This window comes from Peteryoungia aggregata LMG 23059, from assembly GCF_030814435.1.
Lineage (GTDB): Bacteria > Pseudomonadota > Alphaproteobacteria > Rhizobiales > Rhizobiaceae > Allorhizobium > Allorhizobium aggregatum.
On sequence record NZ_JAUSUW010000004.1, the window covers coordinates 333,284 to 350,792 of the forward strand.

Genomic DNA, 17,509 nt, shown 5'->3' on the forward strand with positions numbered 1-17,509 from the left:
ATTGAAAAAGAAGTTAATTCCGGGCCGAAAAAGCGTTTTATTTCGGTAATTTACTCAAACTTTAGCGATCCCAAACCAACCACTCCGCGACGTGTGACCGCTCGCCTGGAAAGGCCGTGCCGCGCGCGCTGCAAAGATTAGAGGCTCGACGCGCAAGGCATGCGAAAGCCGGGCTCCAGTCAGGAGCCCGGCTCTATTCTTTGACCGAGGCGTTACACTTCAGTCTTCGGAGAAGATCGGATCGTTGACGAAGGGGCCACCCTGATAGATCGCGATGGCATCGTCCGGCTGAGGTCTAGCAACCGTAGCGTCGATTTCCGCCCGGAAGAGCTCGGCATTGTCCTGGGGATGCCATCCCAGATAGGAAACGTGGGAATTGTCCCACCAGCGTGTGTCATTGTTGGAGCACCCCCAGATCACGGGGCAGCCGAGGCGTGGGACCCGGAAGATGCAGGTTATCATCGACAGGAAGTCGTCATAGCTCATCCAGGTGGAGAGCATCCGGTGGTTCTTCGGCCTCTCCATGCAGCTGCCGATGCGCACCAGCGCCGTCTCCTGGCCAAATTTTTCAAAATACATCCGGGCCAGCGCCTCGCCGAAGCATTTGGATACCCCGTAGAGCCCATCCGGCCTCAAAGGCACGGCATGATCGAGATAATCGTCCTGATGATAAAAGCCGATCGTGTGATTGGAACTAGCGAACAATATGCGCGGCATCCCGTTCGCCCTTGCCGCCTCATAGAGATTGTAGAGGCCGAGCAGATTGGCATTCATGATCTTCGAGAACTTGTCCTCGACGGAGACCCCTCCCAGATGAATGATCCCGTCGCAGCCCTCGACCAAACGATCAACAGCAGCCCGGTCTCCGAGATCACACACCACAACCTCTTCATGGGCTGCGGCCGCGCCGAGTTCAACGATATCCGAAACCCTGACGATCTCCGCCAGTCCCTTGAGCCGTCCGCGCATCGCGCTGCCCAAACCTCCAGCCGCCCCCGTCAGCAATAGTCTCTTCACGCCGTCCTCCCTGATATGAATTGTCAACTTATCATACAGGTTGCCCCGAGGCGGTCAATATCGTAAACCTGTCGCCGGACGGACTTGCAAATTCGGACACCGGGTCTCAGCATGTCCGGTCGGGATGAACACGGCGGGGAGCGAAGCATGGCATTGCAGGCAAGGAACGAAGCAGGCTCGGGAACGCTCGTGCAGAAGCTCGGCGACACACTGAGAAAGGCCATCGGCGCCGGCCAGTTTCCGCCCGGCAGCAAGCTGCCAAGCGAAGCGCAGTTGTCGGAGGCCCACGGCGTGTCACGCACCGTCGTGCGTGAAGCGATCGCCTCGCTTCGGGCCGATCGGCTGGTCGAGGCCCGCCAAGGTGCAGGCGTCTTCGTGTTGTCACCACAGGAACCGGCACCCGCACCACTCCTGATCGGCAGCATAGATCCCGCGCGCGTCTCCTCCATGATCGAACTCCTGGAACTTCGGACCGCCGTGGAAGTCGAAGCGGCAGGTCTTGCGGCCCTTCGCAGGTCACCGGCGCAGGAAGAGGTCATCCTGGAGCGCCACTATGCGGTACGCGCCTGTCTTGAGGCCGGACAATCGACCACAGATGCGGATTTCGCCCTGCATCTCGCGATCGCCGAGGCGACCAACAATCCCCGCTTCCGCGAGTTCCTGGCCATGATCGGCAAAAACGTGATCCCGCGCGCGGCGCTCCGCGATGAGGAGAACGAGGACGATCAGTCGGCCTACTTGCGGCTGATCGATGCCGAGCATTCCGACATCGTCGAGGCGATTTCCCAAGGTGACGAAGACGCAGCGCGCGACGCGATGCGCCGCCATCTCCGTGGCAGCCAGGCCCGCTACCGCGCGCTTTTGCGAGAGCAGCGCCAACCTGTACGATAACATTTGACATAGGCGCCATTAATACGTATGACAACTTGGCCGGAGGAGGCCAAGAGAGGACATTCGAATATGACGCCGCAAGAAATAAAGGTCGCGCTCGGCGCCGGCCTGCTCTCCTTCCCTGTCACGCATTTTGACGACGAGGGAAATTTCAAGTCTGACAGCTATGCAGAGCATGTTGAGTGGCTGTCCGGGTTCGATGCGCCGGTGCTGTTTGCAGCTGGCGGAACGGGTGAGTTTTTCTCGCTGACGCCATCGGAAGTTCCTCGCATTGTCGCTGCCGCCAAGGAAGCCGCCGGCAAGACCGCCATCGTCTCCGGCTGCGGCTACGGCACCGAAGTCGCCATCGAGATTGCAAAATCCGTCGAGGAGGTTGGTGCCGATGGCATTCTGCTCCTGCCGCACTACCTGATCGACGCGCCGCAAGAGGGCATGTACCAGCACGTCAAGCGCATCTGCCAATCCGTCGGCATCGGCGTCATGGTCTATAACCGTGACAACTCGGTCCTCAGCGTCGAGACCCTGCAGCGGCTGTGTGACGAGTGCCCCAACCTGATCGGCTTCAAGGATGGCACCGGCGATATCGGCCTCGTGCGCCAGATCACCGCGACCATGGGCGATCGTCTGACCTATCTCGGCGGCATGCCAACGGCAGAACTCTTCGCGGAGGCCTATCTCGGGGCCGGCTTCACGACCTATTCGTCTGCAGTCTTCAACTTCGTGCCAGGCCTTGCCGTTGACTTCTACAAGGCGCTGCGCGCCGGAGAGCGAGAACGCTGCGAGACGATCCTCAAGGATTTCTTCTATCCGTTCATGGCGATCCGCAACCGCCGGAAAGGCTATGCCGTTTCTGCGGTGAAGGCCGGTGTGCGTCTGCAGGGTTTTGCAGCCGGCAAGGTGCGCCCTCCCCTTGATGACCTGACGGCGCAAGAGGAAGAGATGATGGCAAAGCTCATCGCCCCGTGGAAGCGCTGAGCAGAGGACGCCCAAGATGAAGATCGCAGAGGTTCGCACCCATCTTCTCGAGCACAGGCTCACCGTTCCGTTTCAGAGCGCCTCCATGCGCTTTGATCGCCGGGCGCATGTGCTCGTCGAGATTATCTGCGATAACGGGCTGACGGGCTGGGGCGAATGCCTCGGCCCTGCCCGGCCGAATGCGACTGTCGTCGCGGCCTATCGCAACTGGCTGATCGGCATGAACCCGCTGGAGACTGAGAAGGTCTGGGCGGTGCTTTACAACGCACTTCGTGATCAAGGCCAGCGGGGACTGACACTCACCGCATTGTCGGGCATCGACATCGCGCTTTGGGACATCAAGGGCAAGCATTTCGGCGCACCCGTGTCGACGCTGCTTGGCGGGCGTTTCCGCGAAAGTGTGAAGGCCTATGCCACCGGCAGCTTCAAGCGTGATGGCGTCGACCGTGTCGAAGACAATGCCAACGACATCGCGCTCTACCGCTCGCAGGGCTTCCATGCTTCGAAGATCAAGGTCGGTTTCGGCATTGAGGAAGATCTGCGGGTCATCCGGGCAGCCCGTGAAGCCGCCGGTCCGGACATGCGCCTGATGGCAGATGCCAATCATGGCTACGGAGTTCTCGAAGCCGTCGAATTCGGTCGGCGTGCGGCAGATTACGGCCTCGACTGGTTCGAGGAGCCTGTCGTGCCGGAACAGCTTGCGGCCTACCGAGAAGTGCGCAGCAAGCAGCCGATCCCGGTCGCGGGCGGCGAAACCTGGCACAGCCGCTGGGGCATGAAGGAGCCGATCGAGACCCGGGCAATCGACATCGTGCAGCCCGACCTCGCAGGCGTCGGCGGGTTCAGCGAGGCCAAGCGTGTGGCGGATCTCGCCGCGCTGCATGGCATTCGCGTCGTGCCGCATGTCTGGGGAACGGCAGTCCACATCGCAGCCGCGCTGCAATTCATCGCGGCCATGGTGCCGGATCCCGTTCGCGTCAATCCGATCGAGCCGATCCTGGAATTCGATCGCACTGACAACCCTTTCCGGCAGGCGGTGCTTCAGGTGCCGATCGAACATGAGCATGGCGTAGTCGCCATTCCCAATGGTCCCGGCCTTGGCATTGAAATCAACCGGGATGCCCTCCAGGAATTCAAGATGAAGGACGAGGCATGAGCCTGATCCGCACCCTTTCCGGCGCCAAGCCAGCGATCACCCTGCCAAAGGGTGCGATCGACACCCAGATGCATGCCTATCTGCCGGCCCATCCGGCGCTGCCTGGCGGTCCGGGACTGCCAGCAGGCGATCTGCCGACGCCAGAGCAATACCGCAAGTTCATGGACTGGATCGGCATCGACCGGCTCATCGTCACGCAGGGCATGGCGCATCAACTCGACAACGCCAACCTGATTGCCTGCCTTGAGTATTTCGGCGACATCGCCTGGGGCATCGCCGCTGTCGATGCGACGACCAGCGAAGCGGAACTCGACCGTCTTTCTGCCGCCCGCGTTCGCGGTGCACGCATCATGAACCTGCCGGGCGGCGCGGCCAATCTGACCAAGCTCGAGGAAGTGGACGCGATTGCCGCCAGCCGCGACTGGATGATCGCCATCCAGTTCGATGGCAGCGACATCCTCCACTATGAGGAGCGGCTCTCGAAACTGAAATCGCGCTGGGTTCTCGATCACCACGGCAAGTTCTTCTGCGGCGTCACACCCGACAGCCCGCAGGTGCAGGCGACGAAGCGTCTGATCGATGGCGGCCGCTGCTGGTTCAAGTTCGCAGGTGCCTACGAATCTTCAAAGACCGGCGGACCGGACTTTACCGATGTCGCAGCCGTTGCCCGCTCGATTGCCGCCCATGCGCCCGAACGCATCGTCTGGGGATCAAACTGGCCACACAATCTCGCGCGAACGCAGGCCGATTATCCCGATGATGCGGCACTCGCCGACACCGTACTCGGCTGGCTGCCCAACGAAGCCGCCCGCCATCTCGCTCTCGTGGAGAACCCGCAAGAACTTTTCGGCATCGCGCCCTAGGGCCGGTTGTCGAACTGCAATCCGCCGAAACGGGAGGTTTCGGCGGCTCAATCAAAGAGGAGGAAGACCAATGAAGACTGCCGCAATGCTCAGCCTCGCCATGGGGCTCACCCTTGGTTCGGGCGCCGCCTTCGCCCAGGAAATCACGCTGCGCTCCGCCGACATTCATCCAGACGGCTATCCGACGGTCGACGCCGTCAAGTTCATGGGTGAGCTGGTCTCGCAGAAGACCAATGGCCGCATCAAGATCCAGGTGATGAACAACGCCGCACTCGGCACCGAAAAGGACACGATCGAACAGACCCGCTTCGGCGTCATCGACATGAACCGCGTCAACAGCGCGCCGTTCAACAACCTGGTTCCCGAGACCGTAGTCTTCGGCCTGCCCTTCCTGTTCCGCGACACCGAACACATGCACAAGGTGGTCGACGGCGAGATCGGTGACGAAGTGCTGGCCGCCTTCGAACCGCATGGCCTGATCGGGCTTGCCTTCTACGATTCGGGTGCCCGTTCCTTCTACTCGACCAAGAAGCCGATCAATAGCCTTGCAGACCTCCAGGGCATGAAGGTGCGCGTCCAGCAGTCCGATCTCTGGATCGCGATGATGGAAGCTTTCGGCGCCAACCCGACGCCGATGCCCTTCGGTGAAGTCTACTCGTCGCTCGAAACCGGCGTCGTGGACGCGGCCGAAAACAACTGGCCGTCCTACGAGTCTTCACGTCACTTCGAAGTGGCCAAGAGCTATACGCTGACGGAACACTCCCTGACCCCGGAAATCCTCGCGATCTCCAAGATCACCTGGGACAAGCTGACACCGGAAGATCAGAAGATCCTGCGGGAGTCTGCGAAGGAGTCGGTCGGCAAGATGCGCGAGCTGTGGCAGGCCCGTGAAAAGGCCGCCGAAGAGAAGATCCGCGCTTCGGGTGCCAACATCATCACCCCGAACAAGGACGAATTCGTCGCTGCCATGCAGCCCGTCTACGACAAGTTCGTGACCGACCCGAAGATGAAGGAACTCGTCGAGCGCGTTCGCGCCGTCAAGTAAGCAGCACACGGACCGACCGCATCCTGATGCGGCCGGTCTTTTCATTTTCTGGATTTCGGAGGGATCCATGTCGCGTTTCATGCGGGCTATTCGCCCCGGCCTCAGCTGGTTGAGCCTCGCCTGCCTGTATCTTGCCGGCCTCGGCGTCGTCCTGATGACCATTATCATCGGCTGGCAGGTGTTCGGCCGCTACGTACTCAATGACACACCCAGCTGGTCGGAGCCCCTGTCGCTGCAGTTGATGTCCTGGTTCATTCTGCTCGGTGCAGCTGTCGGCGTGCGCGAAAGCGTGCATCTGGGGCTCGATATCGTGCGCTACAACATGCCGCCCAGCGTCCAGCGCCTGATGGATCTCATCAGCCTTGGCCTGATCTGCATCTTTGGCGGCGCCATGTCCTACTACGGCACGCAGCTCGCCATGGGCACCTGGACGGCACGCATTCCGGTTCTCGGATGGCCGGGCGGGATCGATTTCATTCCTCTCATTGTCGGCGGGGCGCTGATCGCCGTTTTCGCGCTCGAACGTTTCATTGATACGTTCATCGGCCAGGTCGAAGCGGTCGCCGGCGAAAACGCTCAGGCTGAGGTACTCTGATGGCCTATACAATTCTCTTCGGCACGTTTGCCTTTCTGATGGTCCTCGGCATGCCGATCGCGTTCTGCCTCGGCATCGCCTCGCTGGCCACAGTGCTCTACATCGGTATCCCGCCGATCGTTATCTTCCAGCAATTGAACTCCGGGATGAATGTCTTCGCCATGATGGCGATCCCGTTCTTCATCTTCGCCGGCGACTTGATGGTGCGTGGCGGCATCGCCTTCCGTCTGGTGCGTTTCGCATCTGGCTTCGTCGGCCACATGCGTGGCGGTCTCGGTCAGGTGAACATCGTGTCGTCAACGCTGTTCGGCGGCATTTCAGGTTCGGCCGTCGCCGACGCTTCGGCGATCGGTGGCCTCATGGTGCCGCAAATGGCGGCGCGTGGTTACGACCGCGGATACGCCGTCAATGTGACGATCAGTTCTGCGCTGATAGCCCTGCTGATCCCGCCATCGCACAACATGATTCTTTATTCGATCTCGGCCGGCGGGACCGTGTCGGTCGCGGATCTGTTCACCGCCGGCATCATTCCGGGCCTTCTGCTGACCGTCGCATTGATGATCACGGCCTATGTCGTCGCGCGGAAGCGTGGCTACCCCGCCGAACCCTTTCCGGGTTTCGGAAAGCTGCTGATCTTCTTCTTTGCGGCTCTGCCCGGCCTGTTGCTGATCGCCATCATCTTCGGCGGTGTCCGCTCCGGCGTCTTCACAGCCACCGAGAGTTCCTGCATCGCCGTCATCTATGCGTTTCTGGTCGCCGTTCTCGTCTACCGCGAACTCGACTGGAGCGGCTTCATCGAAGCAATTCTCGGCGCCGTGAAAACCACCTCGCTGGTGCTTCTGGTGATCGGCATGGCTGCCGCGTTCGCCTGGCTGATGTCATTTCTTCAGGTTCAGATGACCCTGATACAGGTGGTCAAGTCGGTATCGGACAATCCGATGGTGGTTCTGCTGCTGATCACTGTCGCTCTGCTTCTTCTTGGCACATTCATGGACATGGCCCCGCTGGTCATCATCACAACGCCCGTCTTCTTGCCAATCGTCCAGGCCTTCGGCATCGATCCGGTGCATTTCGGTGTCATCATGATCCTGAATGCCGGCATCGGCCTGATCACGCCACCGGTGGGCACGGTGCTCTTTGTTGGCTGCGCCGTGGGCAAGATCTCCATACGCGAAGCGATGCAGACCATCTGGCCGTTTTTCGGAGCCTGCGTGGCGGTGCTGCTGATGGTGACGTTCATTCCCGAGATCTCGCTCTGGCTGCCGGCGCAGTTCAAGTGATCCTCCGCCCTCGTCCGTTCGAGGGATTTGACAGCAGGGGCTTTGGCCCCTGCTTTTTTTGTAGCTGCGCCTGCGCACTTTGCGCATGCCGATGCAGCTAATTGCGCATAAGATCGTGCAAAATGACAGATTATCGCCGTTTCGGCATACCCAGACCACCGCTAGACTTCGTCCAGCCTCGTTTTCAACCGGTGGATCATGACAGCGCCAGCCCCTTCGGAAAAAGCCCTCGTCCCCTTTGTCAGCGTCGAGAACATGATGCGGCTCGTGCATCATATCGGCATCGAACGGGTGCTCACCGAGCTGACCGACGTTATCGAGGCCGACTTCAGGCGGTGGGAGCTGTTCGACAAGACGCCGCGCGTTGCCTCGCATTCGCGGGAAGGCGTCATTGAGCTGATGCCGACATCGGATGGCGAGATCTATTCGTTCAAGTATGTGAACGGTCACCCGAAGAACATGGCGGAGGGTCTGCAGACCGTGACCGCCTTCGGCCTGCTCGCCGACGTTTCCACCGGCTATCCAGTCCTCTTGACCGAGATGACGCTGCTGACCGCCCTTCGAACCGCCGCAACGTCCGCCATGGCGGCACGTCATCTTGCTCCAAAGGGAGCGACCACGATGGCGATGATCGGCAATGGTGCCCAGGCGGAGTTCCAGGCGCTGGCCATGAAGGCGGTGCTTGGTATTACCCATGTGCGGCTGTTCGACATCGACCCCAAGGCGACCGAGAAAACACGTCGGAATCTCGAAGGCTCCGGCCTCACTGTCATGGCCTGCGAGACGTCCCAGGCTGCTATCGAGGGCGCCCAGATCATCACGACCTGCACCGCCGACAAGCAGTATGCGACAATCCTGACCGACAACATGGTCGGGGCCGGCGTGCATATCAACGCGATCGGCGGCGACTGTCCCGGTAAGACGGAACTGCACCGCGACATCCTCTCGCGCGCCGAAACATTCGTCGAATATCCGCCGCAGACGCGGATCGAAGGCGAGATCCAGCAGATGGCGCCTGATTATCCCGTGACGGAGCTCTGGCAGGTGGTCACCGGCCAGGCGGCGGGTCGGCGCGATGAAAAGCAGATCACCCTGTTCGACAGCGTCGGTTTTGCGATCGAGGATTTTTCGGCTCTTCGTTATGTGCGTGACCGCGTCCGTGGCACGGCCTTCTTCCAGTCCGTTGACCTGATCGCCGACCCGGACGATCCGCGCGACCTGTTCGGCATGCTGCAACGCGCGAAGGACTGATGTTTCCCGTGAGGAAGCACTCGTCTAATTTAAGCGGACGGAAATGTTTGGGATTTATGGTCTCCGGATGGCGAGGGAGCATGCCCGAATGAACGAAGTCGAACGCTTACGCATACTCGGTCAATACGGCATCCTCGATACGCCGAACGAAGAACCCTTTGAACGGATCGCGGCGCTGGCGCGCCTGATCTTTGAAACCCCGATCGTGCTCATCTCATTCGTGGACGACCGGCGTCAGTGGTTCAAGACGAATATCGGTGTCGATTTTCGCGAAACACCGCGCGAGCAGGCCTTCTGCAACGAGACCATCCGCAGCGATGAGGTTCTGGTCATCTCCGACGCAGAACACGACATCCGGACGGCGCGAAACCCACTCGTGACCGGGATCCCGCATATTCGCTTTTATGCAGGCGCGCCACTTGTGACGCCCGAGAAAGCGCGCCTGGGATCACTGTGTGTCATCGATCGCGAACCGCGGCGCTTCGACGAGCGACAGAAGGCGATCCTCCAATCGCTCGCTGGCCTTGTCATGAAGGAAATGGAACTCCGGCGGCAAACCGATCAAGACTGGCTGACGGGTGCCACGTCTCGCCTTGCTTTCCAGGCCGCAGTGGAACGGCTCGTCGAACGCGAAGAGCCTCCGTCGATCGGCCTGATCAGCTTCGATATCGACCACTTCAAGCAGATCAACGACCGGTTTGGGCATCTGGCCGGCGATCGGGTGCTGATCGAGGTGGTGGATGTCTGCAGGACTGCCCTGCGTGACTGCGACGTGATCTCGCGGCTGGGGGGTGAGGAATTCGCCGTTCTTCTGCCGGGCGCAACGGCCAACAGCGCATTTGCGATTGCCGAACGTCTGCGACAGGCGATCGAGGCCTCGCGCTGTCCGGAGATGGATGGAACTGTGACAGCGAGTTTCGGTGTCACCATGTTTGAGCCTAGCGACCAGAGTCTGGCAGATGCACTGCGTCGTGCGGACGAGGCTCTCTATCGATCCAAGGCGAACGGTCGCAACCGCGTCACCTGCTCATGGGTGCAGTCAGGCGATATCCCGAATGGCAACCGGATTGCCGGCAATGGGATATAAAATCGCAAACGCTCTCGTTCGCATTCTGCAAGCCACCGATCACGGCGAGCCGAGGAGGATATCCTCGGCCTCGTCACGCTCCAAGTCGAGAACCCGCTTTGCGAGATCGAAGCTGAAGCCCTGTCGCGCAAAGGAGGAGATTTCCTTCGTCCAGCGCGCTTCATCCGCTTCCACATCGGGGCGCCGGAAGGGGCCGAAGGCCTTCTTGCGGGCATAGACGATGGCTGCGCGTAGATCATCGGCATCAAGAAGAACCGATGTGACAATACTCTTGTCGACACCTTTTTCGGCGAGCTTGCGGGCGATTGCCCGTTTGGAGCGACCGCTGCGGGCAGCCGAGTTCGCCCGGATCTCAGCGTAATTCTGATCGTCGAGCGCCTTCATGCTGCGGCCGAAGGCGAGCGCCGTTTCTGCCAGCGCATTGACCTGCGCCTCGGTTATATCCTCAAACTTCGTCCGGGCCTTGCGCTTGATGGCATCGGCCAGTTCCCGCTCCGTCATCATACGCTTGGCGAGCCGGTAGGCAGCGGAATTCTTCGCCCAGGCGAGCATCCGTGGCGTGGGCTGGTTGTCGTTGGTGTCCGAGGAAGCGTCCATAACCCCGTCTCCCAGCTTCCCAGGTCGTCGTCAACCATGAAGCGACGCGGCGGGGACCGTCAGTGCGACCTCAGCCAATCCGCGAGTTCGGCCTCTGCGCGTTCAAGGGCGCTATAGTTCAGAAGCTTACGCAAAAGAGCAACCGTCACGGCGCGGGCGCGCAGGTTATAGCGCCCCTCGTCCGCCTCTTCCGTCGACATCTGGTAGACACCGAGCTTCTCGTAGAGCTGCTGCAACCGGTTTTGCACGCTGCGCAGCGACAGGCCACGGCGGCGGGCGATGGTACGATCGGTGAGGCCGAGCGCGATATCGACGAGGATTTCGTATTCGCTGTCGCTGAAGCCTTTCACCTGCCCAAGGCTCTTCTGCTGCATGCCGCGAACCTCGCGGTCGATCACGCATTGCGCCTCGACGAAAATGCTGCGCAGCGCGAGCTTCAGGCGTTCGTCGGAGGCGGATTTCAGGACATAGCCATAGGCAGCCCCGTCAGGCACGATACGGGAAACGCCGCGCACATAGGCTTCATCCGAATAGTTCGACCAGAATAGGATGCGGGTATCCGGCCGCTCCTTCCAGATCGTTCGCGCCGCCTCGATGCCATTGCGGGCATTCATCTGCAGATCCATCACGATATGGGCGGACTTGTGCTCGCGGGCCATCTTTTCTCCGTCGGCACCATTCTCCGCTTCCAGCACATCCCGGCATTCCGGCAGGGCAGCACAGACCGCCTCCAGCAGATAGGAGCGATGCAGGGGATCGTCCTCCACAATCAGGACCTTCATGCTTCGTCTCCCCTGGCCTTCGTCGCCTGTATCGACAGCGACAGCTGAACGCGCACCGTCGTCCCCTCCCCCTCACGGTTGGCACCGATGGCAAACTTCGCCGAGATCAGGCGTGCGCGGGTCATCATGTTGTCGATCCCGCCGCCTTCACCACGCGCGCCCCGCGACAGGCCGCGCCCGTCGTCGCTGACTTCGATGATCACGGACGAACTGCTCGCACGCAGGCGCACGTCGAGGCTTACGGCATGGGCATGCCTGACGGCGTTGTTGATCGCCTCCTGGGTGATCCGGAACAGCGCGATCCGGACCGTCTGGTCGAGGAGGTCGATCGCCGCTTCGGTCTCGTCTATCAGACGCCAGGAGAGCGTCGCCCCCTGGTCACGGACGGCGCGGTCCAGATGGTTCTCGATGGCATGGGCGAATCCGAACAATTGCAGGACCGCGGGCTTTGCCTCCTCGATGATCTCGCGGAGGTTTTGCATGCATTGCTGCAGGCTGCGGGAAACAGGCTCCAGCATTTCCCCGCTCAGGTCCTTTTCCTGCATCATCCGGTCCAGCCGGCGCGACAGCCGCGTGAGGTCGGCGAGCGTCTGATCATGCAGATCCATGCCAATGCGCTGCCGTTCGCCTTCGAGCGCCTCCGTCAGGTTGAGGGCTCCCAGTCGCAAACCCTCCTCCCGTGCCCGTGCCTCGGCCTCAATGATCGCCGACTGCTTGGCCTGTTCGGCGGCGCGGAGTGCGAAGAAATAGGGCGACAGGAGGTCTGCGATCGACTGGGCGTTTTCGACATCCTGGGGCGTATAGAAATCAACCTGATGCGAGGAGCAACTGAGCGCACCGATGACCTCGCCACCGACCTTGAGCGGCACGTGGATGCGTCCGCGCAGATTGTGTTCGAAGATCGGACGGGTGAAGGGCGTGTCGCTGTGGTAACGGCTCTCCTGCTGCGCATCGGGCGTCAGCAGGAAATCGATTTCGCCCCAGAGCAGGGTTCGGATCGGGCTGCTGGTGACGGGAGCCGGTGCCGTCTGACCCCAAAAGGTGTCCAAGCCACTTTCATAGGCGGTATGGTACAGCCCGTTTACCATCATGATGCAGACATCGAGGTGGTCATGCGGCACGATATGCGATACTTCGACGCCGACGGCCTTGATGGCGGATCGGAAATCGAGTTGTCCGGCCAAAAGCCGTGATATGCCAAGATAATGATCGAGCAATGCCGGTGGCGCGATCTTGAGCATGGTCATCCTCCCGCGCGGTCACTCCCCTGACCGCACTCCCCCTCATAACACATGGCCACCTCTCCGTCGTCTTGCGAGATCCCGCATGTTCTTGCGTAGATCCCGCAAACGTCCTGCCGAGCGCGACCTCGACAGTCGGCGCCATTCCATCCATCCTCATCCCGCCGAGAAGAGGAACTCGGCGGGGAATTCAGACCGGGAGACACCCGGCTGTTTGGAGGAAACCGGCGACAAGCGCGCCGGACAACAGGGAGTGAGATCATGAAGACCAGCAGATACCTTCTGGCGAGCGCGGCACTGTGCCTTCTCGCCACATCCATGCCCGCACTGGCCGACACCTCGGGCAAGAAGATTGCCCTTTCGAACAATTATGCCGGCAATTCCTGGCGCCAGGCCATGCTGACCAGCTGGGAAAAGGTGACCGGCGAGGCTGTCAAGGCCGGACAGGTCGCAGCCGCCGACGCCTTCACCACCGCCGAAAACCAGGCGACCGAACAGGCAGCCCAGATCCAGAACATGATCCTGCAGGGCTATGATGCCATCGTCATCAATGCTGCTTCGCCGACGGCGCTGAACGGCGCCGTCAAGGAGGCCTGTGACGCCGGCATCACCGTCGTCTCCTTCGACGGCATCGTCACCGAACCCTGTGCCTGGCGCATCGCCGTCGACTTCAAGGAAATGGGGCGCAGCCAGGTCGAATATCTCTCCGGCAAGCTGCCGCAGGGCGGCAACCTGCTCGAAATCCGCGGCCTTGCCGGCGTCTTCGTCGATGACGAAATCTCGGCCGGCATCCATGAAGGCGTGAAGCAGTTCCCGCAGTTCAAGATCGTCGGCTCCGTGCATGGCGACTGGGCGCAGGACGTGGCCCAGAAGGCCGTCGCCGGCATCCTGCCGAGCCTGCCGGAACTGGTCGGCGTCGTGACCCAGGGTGGTGATGGCTATGGCGCGGCCCAGGCGATTGCGGCTGCCAACCGTCCGATGCCCGTCATCGTCATGGGCAACCGCGAAGACGAGCTGAAATGGTGGAAGGAACAGAAGGACGCCAACAAGTATGAGACCATGTCGGTCTCGATTGCGCCCGGTGTATCCACGCTTGCCTTCTGGGTCGCCCAGCAGATTCTTGACGGCAAGGAAGTCAAGAAGGACCTCGTCGTGCCCTTCCTGCGCATCGACCAGGACAACCTCGAAGCAAACCTGGCCAACACCCAGGCCGGCGGCGTCGCCAATGTCGAGTATTCGCTCGAAGACGCCCAGAAGGTGATCGCGTCCGCCAAGTGATCGAATGGAAAACCTCCCCGGACCGTCCGGCCTTCGGGCCGGGCGGGATGGGGAACCCTTGGCGCATGAGTGAGAGAGTTGTTCAGAATGAATGCCATGCTCGATAAGGGCGATGGACGGCCCGTCGTCAGCGTTACCGATGCAAGAGTGAGTTTCGGCGCGGTGAAGGCGCTCGACGGCGTCACGCTGGAGATCGGGGCTGGAGAATGCGTCGGCCTTGTTGGCCATAATGGCGCCGGCAAATCCACCATCGTCAACGTTATCAATGGCGGGCTCAGCCCGCATGAGGGGACCATCCGATACGGTCACGGCAGCGGAGGCCATAGCATCAATGCTGCGCGCGAGGCCGGCATTCGCTGCGTCTTCCAGGAACTGTCGCTCTGCCCGAACCTGACGATCGTGGAGAACACCCGCGTGATGCATCGCAGCCTGCAAGGCTGGGGCTGGCGCAAGCGGGGTGCTGCCCTGATCGAGAGCAAATTGCAGGAGATCTTCCCGGGACATTCGATCGACTGCCACGAGGCCGTCGGCACGCTCACCATTGCTGAACGCCAGATGGTGGAGATCGCCATTACCTTCTGCGAGATCGGCAGCCCCGTCCGCCTCGTCATTCTGGACGAGCCGACTTCCTCGCTGGATGCGCGGCTTGCCGAGCAACTGCTCGCCTATGTCGAGCGCTTTGTCCGCGATGGCGGCTCGATCCTGTTCATCTCGCACATTCTCGGCGAGATCCTGTCGGTCTCCAGCCGCATTGTCGTCATGAAGGACGGAAGGGTGGTCAGCCAGAGGCCGGCCGAGGAATTTTCGGAACACGGCCTGATCGAGGCCATGGGCAGCGTGGTGAAGACGCGCGAGGCGCGCACGCACCTGCACAGGACCGACACGGCGAGTGTGCTGACCGCAACGCCGGTGCGCGGACGCGGCCTCCCCTTCCAGGCCATGAAGGGTGAAATCGTTGGTTTCGCCGGTCTCGGCGGCCATGGCCAGACGGACATGCTGGTCGGCCTCTTCGAATCCCGAACCGGCAACTGGCTGCGGGCCGATGACCCCGAGGTCGCCTTCGTTGCCGGCGACCGGGCCGTCAACGGCACCTTCACGCTGTGGAGCATCTTAAGAAACCTCAGTATTGGCATCCTGCCGGATCTGTCGCGGCTGCAGACCCTGGATTTCAATCGGGAAGAGATGCTGGGGCAGACCTGGAAGGAGCGGATCGGTATCCGCACCCCCGACATGGACAATCAGATCCTGTCGCTCTCGGGCGGAAACCAGCAGAAGGTTCTCTTCGCCCGGGCGCTTGCCAGCCGAGCCCCCGTGGTTTTGATGGATGACCCGATGCGCGGGGTGGACTTCGGCACCAAGCAGGAGGTCTATGCGATCCTGCGCCAGGAGGCAGATCAAGGGCGGACCTTTGTCTGGTACTCGACCGAGATGGACGAGGTCTGCCTCTGCGACCGCGTCTATGTCTTCAACAACGGCAGCATCGTTGCCGAACTGAAGGGGGACGAGGTGGCGGAAGAAAACATCCTCTCCGCCTCCTTCCAGGAGGCCGCATGACGAAGTTCTTCTCCGCCGAAGGTCTGCGCCTGCTGATCCCCGCCCTTTCGCTGGTCGGGCTCCTCGCAGCTGTATTCTATCTGCAGCCACGGGCCATGAGCTACACGGGGCTAAATCTGCTGTTCAACCTGGCTGTCCCGATCGCGCTCGCCACCATTGCGCAGATGCTGATCATGACGGTCAACGACCTTGATCTGTCGATGGGCACCTTTGTCAGCTTCGTCGCCTGCGTGACGGCAACCTTCCTGCAGTCGTCTCCGCTGCTGGGTGTCCTCATTCTGATGGCAGCAATCGGTGTCTACGCCCTGATCGGCGTGATGATCCACCTCCGGGACCTGCCCTCGATCGTGGTGACACTCGGCATGAGCTTTGTCTGGGGCGGGCTTGCCGTGCTGATCCTGCCAGCACCGGGCGGTGAAGCGCCCGGCTGGATCCGCACGATCATGACGGTCAAGCCGCCGCTGCTTCCCATGGCGATTGTGGCCAGCATCCTGATCGCCGTTGTCAGCCACTATGTCATCATGCGCTCATCATTCGGTGTCGTCTTGCGCGGGGTGGGCGGCAACAGCCGCTCGGTTGCCCGGGCCGGATGGTCGATCATCGGAGCACGGGCGGCCGTCTATGGTCTCGCCGGGTTCTTTGCGGTGCTCGCCGGCATGGCGCTGGTGGGGCTCACGACCTCAGCGGACGCCAATATCGCGCTGCGCTATACGCTGCTCTCGATCGCCGGTGTCATTCTCGGCGGCGGCGAATTCGTCGGCGGTCGCGTTTCGCCGATCGGTGCCGTGATCGGTGCGCTGACCCTCACGCTGGCAGGCTCGTTCCTCTCCTTCCTCAGGATCTCGCCGGACTGGCAGATCGGGGCTCAGGGGGCGATCCTGATCCTGGTGCTGACGCTGCGCGTCGTCCTCAATCGCGCCGAAGGCCGGAAGGGCAAGGCATGAGCAAGCACCTCTCCATGCTCTTCTCCCGGACCTGGATCTGGTCGTTCATCGCAGCAGCCAGCGTCTTCCTGGTCACCATCGTCTTCACCGGCGGGGCAAGCACGGTCGGGCTTGCACAGGCTGCCCTCACCTTCGGCGCCTTCTCGGTGCTCGTCGGTCTCGGGCAGATGCTGGTGATCACGCTTGGCCCCGGCAATATCGACCTCTCGGTTCCCGCCAATATGACACTTGCGGCGACCGTCTCGCTGAAGGTCATGAATGTCGAGAACAGCATGATCCTGACAGGGCTGCTGGTCGCCATCGGTGTCGGGATCGCGATCGGCATCGGCAACTATGCGCTCATCAAACTGCTCCGCATTCCGCCGATCATCGCGACGCTATCGATGAGCTTCATCGTGCAGTCGACGGCGATCTGGACGAACCGGGGACTGCGCATAAAGCCGCCAAGCTGGCTTGCCGACTTCACCACCTCCTCGACTGCGGGCATCCCGAATGTCTCGCTCGTTGCCTTGGTGCTCTCGGTACTCGTCTGGTACGTGATCAACCGCACGGTCTATGGACGCTCGATCGCCGCGATCGGCCAGAGCATCCGCGCCGCCCGCATGGCCGGCATCCCGATCGACGGCACGCGGCTTGTCACCTACCTGCTCTGCGCCGTGCTCGCTTCCCTCTGCGGCTATCTGCTCGCCAGCTTCTCGGGCGGCGCAGCCCTCAACATGGGCACGGAATATCTCCTGATGTCGATCGCGGTCGTCGTTATCGGCGGCACGGCGGTTGCCGGCGGCAATTCGAATGTTCCGGGGATATGGGGCGCCTCGCTCTTCATGTTCCTTGTCGTTTCGATGCTGAATACCTACGGTTTTGGAGCCGGCATCCGCCTCATTCTCACCGGTCTCATCATCATCGCCGTCATCATGCTGCCGACCACGCGCAGCGCCAGCAAAACCTGAAGC

17 protein-coding genes are annotated in these 17,509 nt (G+C 61.4%); 13 read left to right on the forward strand and 4 right to left on the reverse strand.

Features of this window, described 5'->3' with window-relative positions:
* Positions 1 to 219: 219 nt before the first annotated feature.
* Positions 220 to 1,017: an NAD-dependent epimerase/dehydratase family protein gene (locus tag J2045_RS08970; RefSeq protein WP_307371830.1), complete on the reverse strand. Its 798-nt coding sequence runs from the start codon at positions 1,015 to 1,017 to the stop codon at positions 220 to 222.
* Between the two features lie 147 nt (positions 1,018 to 1,164).
* Here J2045_RS08970 and J2045_RS08975 point away from each other — a divergent pair, with 147 nt between their 5' ends.
* From J2045_RS08975 to J2045_RS09015, 9 genes are all read left to right on the forward strand, one after another.
* A complete protein-coding gene (locus J2045_RS08975; RefSeq protein WP_307371832.1) occupies positions 1,165 to 1,908 on the forward strand; it encodes a FadR/GntR family transcriptional regulator in 744 nt (247 codons plus the stop codon).
* 69 nt (positions 1,909 to 1,977) lie between these two features.
* Positions 1,978 to 2,883 carry a 5-dehydro-4-deoxyglucarate dehydratase gene (gene kdgD, locus J2045_RS08980; RefSeq protein WP_307371834.1) on the forward strand — a complete coding sequence of 302 codons (906 nt, stop codon included), beginning with the start codon at positions 1,978 to 1,980 and terminating at the stop codon, positions 2,881 to 2,883.
* A gap of 16 nt (positions 2,884 to 2,899) precedes the next feature.
* Positions 2,900 to 4,039 carry a mandelate racemase/muconate lactonizing enzyme family protein gene (locus tag J2045_RS08985; RefSeq protein ID WP_307371836.1) on the forward strand — a complete coding sequence of 380 codons (1,140 nt, stop codon included), beginning with the start codon at positions 2,900 to 2,902 and terminating at the stop codon, positions 4,037 to 4,039.
* Positions 4,036 to 4,902 (forward strand): amidohydrolase family protein, encoded by an 867-nt coding sequence (locus tag J2045_RS08990; protein WP_307371838.1) that lies wholly within the window; start codon positions 4,036 to 4,038, stop codon positions 4,900 to 4,902. Before J2045_RS08985 ends, J2045_RS08990 begins: the two co-directional genes overlap by 4 nt.
* Before the next feature lie 70 nt (positions 4,903 to 4,972).
* The gene (locus J2045_RS08995; protein ID WP_307371841.1) at positions 4,973 to 5,947 is read left to right on the forward strand and encodes a TRAP transporter substrate-binding protein; all 975 of its coding nucleotides are present in this window, start codon (positions 4,973 to 4,975) and stop codon (positions 5,945 to 5,947) included.
* A 67-nt stretch (positions 5,948 to 6,014) separates the two neighbouring features.
* Positions 6,015 to 6,542, forward strand: a complete 528-nt coding sequence (locus J2045_RS09000) for a TRAP transporter small permease (RefSeq protein WP_307371844.1) — start codon at positions 6,015 to 6,017, stop codon at positions 6,540 to 6,542.
* Entirely contained in the window at positions 6,542 to 7,822 is a 1,281-nt protein-coding gene (locus J2045_RS09005) for a TRAP transporter large permease (protein ID WP_307371846.1), read from the forward strand. The genes J2045_RS09000 and J2045_RS09005 overlap by 1 nt, the downstream gene beginning before the upstream one ends.
* A 198-nt stretch (positions 7,823 to 8,020) precedes the next feature.
* Entirely contained in the window at positions 8,021 to 9,073 is a 1,053-nt protein-coding gene (ocd, locus tag J2045_RS09010) for an ornithine cyclodeaminase (protein ID WP_307371848.1), read from the forward strand.
* 88 nt (positions 9,074 to 9,161) lie between these two features.
* Complete coding sequence (locus J2045_RS09015; protein ID WP_307371850.1) at positions 9,162 to 10,160, forward strand: GGDEF domain-containing protein; 999 nt, start codon at positions 9,162 to 9,164, stop codon at positions 10,158 to 10,160.
* Between the two features lie 39 nt (positions 10,161 to 10,199).
* On the opposite strand, the gene J2045_RS09020 is transcribed toward J2045_RS09015, so the two are convergent.
* Genes J2045_RS09020 through J2045_RS09030 form a run of 3 tightly spaced genes read right to left on the reverse strand, consistent with a single transcriptional unit; the run spans position 10,200 to position 12,780 of the window.
* Positions 10,200 to 10,757, reverse strand: coding sequence for a regulatory protein RecX (locus J2045_RS09020; RefSeq protein ID WP_307371852.1), 558 nt, complete (start codon positions 10,755 to 10,757; stop codon positions 10,200 to 10,202).
* Between the two features lie 59 nt (positions 10,758 to 10,816).
* Positions 10,817 to 11,539 carry a response regulator transcription factor gene (locus J2045_RS09025; RefSeq protein ID WP_307371854.1) on the reverse strand — a complete coding sequence of 241 codons (723 nt, stop codon included), beginning with the start codon at positions 11,537 to 11,539 and terminating at the stop codon, positions 10,817 to 10,819.
* Entirely contained in the window at positions 11,536 to 12,780 is a 1,245-nt protein-coding gene (locus J2045_RS09030) for a GAF domain-containing sensor histidine kinase (protein ID WP_307371857.1), read from the reverse strand. Before J2045_RS09030 ends, J2045_RS09025 begins: the two co-directional genes overlap by 4 nt.
* 261 nt (positions 12,781 to 13,041) lie before the next feature.
* On the opposite strand from J2045_RS09030, the gene J2045_RS09035 reads away from it, so the two are divergent.
* The 4 genes from J2045_RS09035 to J2045_RS09050 all read left to right on the forward strand — a co-directional run bounded on the left by J2045_RS09035 (position 13,042) and on the right by J2045_RS09050 (position 17,506).
* Positions 13,042 to 14,058, forward strand: coding sequence for an ABC transporter substrate-binding protein (locus J2045_RS09035; RefSeq protein ID WP_307371859.1), 1,017 nt, complete (start codon positions 13,042 to 13,044; stop codon positions 14,056 to 14,058).
* A 96-nt stretch (positions 14,059 to 14,154) separates the two neighbouring features.
* The gene (locus J2045_RS09040) at positions 14,155 to 15,612 is read left to right on the forward strand and encodes an ATP-binding cassette domain-containing protein (RefSeq protein WP_370873053.1); all 1,458 of its coding nucleotides are present in this window, start codon (positions 14,155 to 14,157) and stop codon (positions 15,610 to 15,612) included.
* A complete protein-coding gene (locus J2045_RS09045; RefSeq protein ID WP_307371863.1) occupies positions 15,609 to 16,556 on the forward strand; it encodes an ABC transporter permease in 948 nt (315 codons plus the stop codon). Before J2045_RS09040 ends, J2045_RS09045 begins: the two co-directional genes overlap by 4 nt.
* Positions 16,553 to 17,506 carry an ABC transporter permease gene (locus J2045_RS09050; RefSeq protein ID WP_307371865.1) on the forward strand — a complete coding sequence of 318 codons (954 nt, stop codon included), beginning with the start codon at positions 16,553 to 16,555 and terminating at the stop codon, positions 17,504 to 17,506. The genes J2045_RS09045 and J2045_RS09050 overlap by 4 nt, the downstream gene beginning before the upstream one ends.
* Positions 17,507 to 17,509: the final 3 nt, after the last annotated feature.